Source organism: Pseudomonas sp. P5_B2 (assembly GCF_056400445.1).
Genome location: NZ_JBFULH010000606.1, coordinates 1 through 2400 on the forward strand (window position 1 = coordinate 1; position 2400 = coordinate 2400).

General features: G+C 55.5%; 2 protein-coding genes. One reads left to right on the forward strand and one right to left on the reverse strand.

The annotated features are described in order from the left end of the window. Positions 1-292: 292 nt before the first annotated feature. Positions 293-940: a hypothetical protein gene (locus AC1DRJ_RS24590; RefSeq protein ID WP_477804449.1), complete on the reverse strand. Its 648-nt coding sequence runs from the start codon at positions 938-940 to the stop codon at positions 293-295. Between the two features lie 218 nt (positions 941-1158). Between AC1DRJ_RS24590 and AC1DRJ_RS24595 the strand changes: the two genes are divergently transcribed. Beyond that, positions 1159-2400: hypothetical protein (locus AC1DRJ_RS24595; RefSeq protein WP_477804450.1), on the forward strand; the 1242-nt coding region annotated here is incomplete at its 3' end.

Sequence of the window (2400 nt, forward strand, 5' to 3'; positions counted from 1 at the left end):
TTCCTACACCTTTTATAATGGGCAGAGTTTAGTGGTCAAAGCGCGTAGCCAATCAACTGCCAACGATTGCAGCCTGAACTCGCTTGAAAACGTTGAGGAGGAACCACATGGGAGTCGCCCCTGTTTCGTAGATACGTGACCGGCCGGTTGTTTTTTGCATGCCGAGACAGGCAGATGTCGACCTACTCGCCATGGACGCGTGAAGCAGGATGCATAACGAAGTATTAGCCAAGTAGTGCTGCGTAATGCATGAGTTGTTCCGCGAAATTTGGAAGCCTTTTTCAGAGCGGCCCTAAGCAACAACCGGATAACAAGCATCACCCCATAGCGTTTCCGGGTTATCCAGCATCAGCAAAATAATCACCGGCACCAACTTGCCGAGGAGGTTTGAGCAGTCGCGCAGCTGATCCCGGTTCACACTGCTGTTCCAGGTTGCGCCCCCGTGCATTACCTGATTACGCAATGTATAAACTCGATTGAACAGAACGCCGAGCACTGCTGGGGTATTGCGGTTGGCCAACGCTTGCTGCGCTGCTCGCCGACCGCTGGCAAAGCGCTCGGTCCACTGTTGCTCGCTGATCTTGCCGTTCTGGTGATCCCAGAAGCTCTGGAACACGAAGGGGTTGTCTAACAACGCGCGAATGCTGCCAGAGAACTCGGACCAGACCAGATTCTCGATCAGGTTGGCAGTGTCGAGCGCACAGAGTTTGTCCAGGAACGCCTTGAACGTGGATTGCTCGGAAAGGCGGTACTGCTCGTCAATATCGGTGGCGTAGGCCGAGTTGAAGGCGATCCACAGGAAGATAAATCGCCCATCGACATCGTCAGCTTGCTCGGCACGACTGAGCCAGCTCAACGCCCGATGAACACGCAAGGTGAGATTGGGAGGATGACGTTCACGTTCCAGGCGATGACGGGTCTTGAGTGTTTGATGGTCCATAGGTGCCGATCCTTGAGGTCATGGGCAGTACGTCAACAGATTGGGAGCGTCTGAAAACTTTACATATTTTTGATTAAACCCAGGCATGGGTAGAGAAGTTTCTATCGAGGGCCTGAGAACCTGCTCCGTTTGTTTACCTGTACGGACAAACAACATGGACGGGGGCTGTGGTTTTGCTTAGGGTATGGCCATTCGATATTACCTGCAAGGTGGTCGGCATGAAGCGCGAACAGTTCCTGGCGCAGTCTGAAGTTGAGTCCTTCATCGCATGGCTCGCAACGAACTTGCCGACGTTGACGTTCAAGCTGCGCTTCAAGGCGAGCAAATTTGTGCCGGGCGGTTTAACCGCTGATGTCCAGGGTTTCGAGCAGATTCTTGAGCAATACCGCTGGAAAGCAAGTTGGCAAGATACCCATCAAAATTCGGTGGATTCACAAACCTGGGCTGAAACTCAACGCTCTCTCGGACAACTTCGCGAGTGGCTGACGAGTGCGGTCAACCGGGGGTACGAACAGCAAGCGCTTCAGGCGTGTTTGCAGATTCTTCGTTGGGGTGGTGTCCGGGGAGCCATTCCATTTTTGCACCGGCTGGCCGAAAAGGGCGAGCTGTCGAGCTATCTGCGGGAAATGGCCGGGCTCATGTCGCTCGACGGTGACAATGATCTGAATGATCTCGACGCGATCAGTGTCGAGCGTTTCGATGCTGGCCTGACCAAGATTCACGCCTTGCTTGATCCGTCGGGGTCACCCATCTATGACAGTCGCGTCGGCGCAGCGATAGGCATGCTGTATTCATTGTTTCGCCAGCAATGGACGGGGAGCGGCAAACCTCTGCTGGCGTTCCCGTCCGGAGCCGCTCGTGGCAACCAGATCCGCAACCCGGGAGCATTCTTGAACGGCTTGGCGGCGCCGCAATTTTCGGCGATTGATTATGCCGAATGGGCACGTTGGCAGGTGCGGTTGGGCTGGATTATCCGCGCCCTGCTCGAACGTACTGGCTGGTTTGCCGAACAAGGGGCGCTGCCCGCGCGATGCCACGCCTTCGAGGCCAGCCTGTTTATGCTCGGCTATGACCTGCGGTGCTTTGATGTGACGCTGGCGACTGATCCGAAGGCCGCAGTGCCAGCGAGTGATCCGCAGAAAAGTGAACGTGAAAGCACTGGATGGGTGCCAACCGGGCATCCCTTCAGTCAGGTCCTAAAGGATTATCTGACCTTCCGCCACAGCTGTTCGCTCGACAATAAAGCGTCCTTCATTGCCTGGCTGTTGGCCAACCCGCGCAACGAGAACCCGCTCACGCGTGCCACAGCGCAGGGCTACTGTTTCGCGTTTTCCATCGATGAATTCGACCTGTTTGGCCGGTCGCTCGAAGAACTCGAACGTATCGTCGTCGGTGGCAAGGATGGGTTGTGCGCTGCATTGGTGAGCGAGACATTGGAACCGTTCACCCTGGGTGATGAA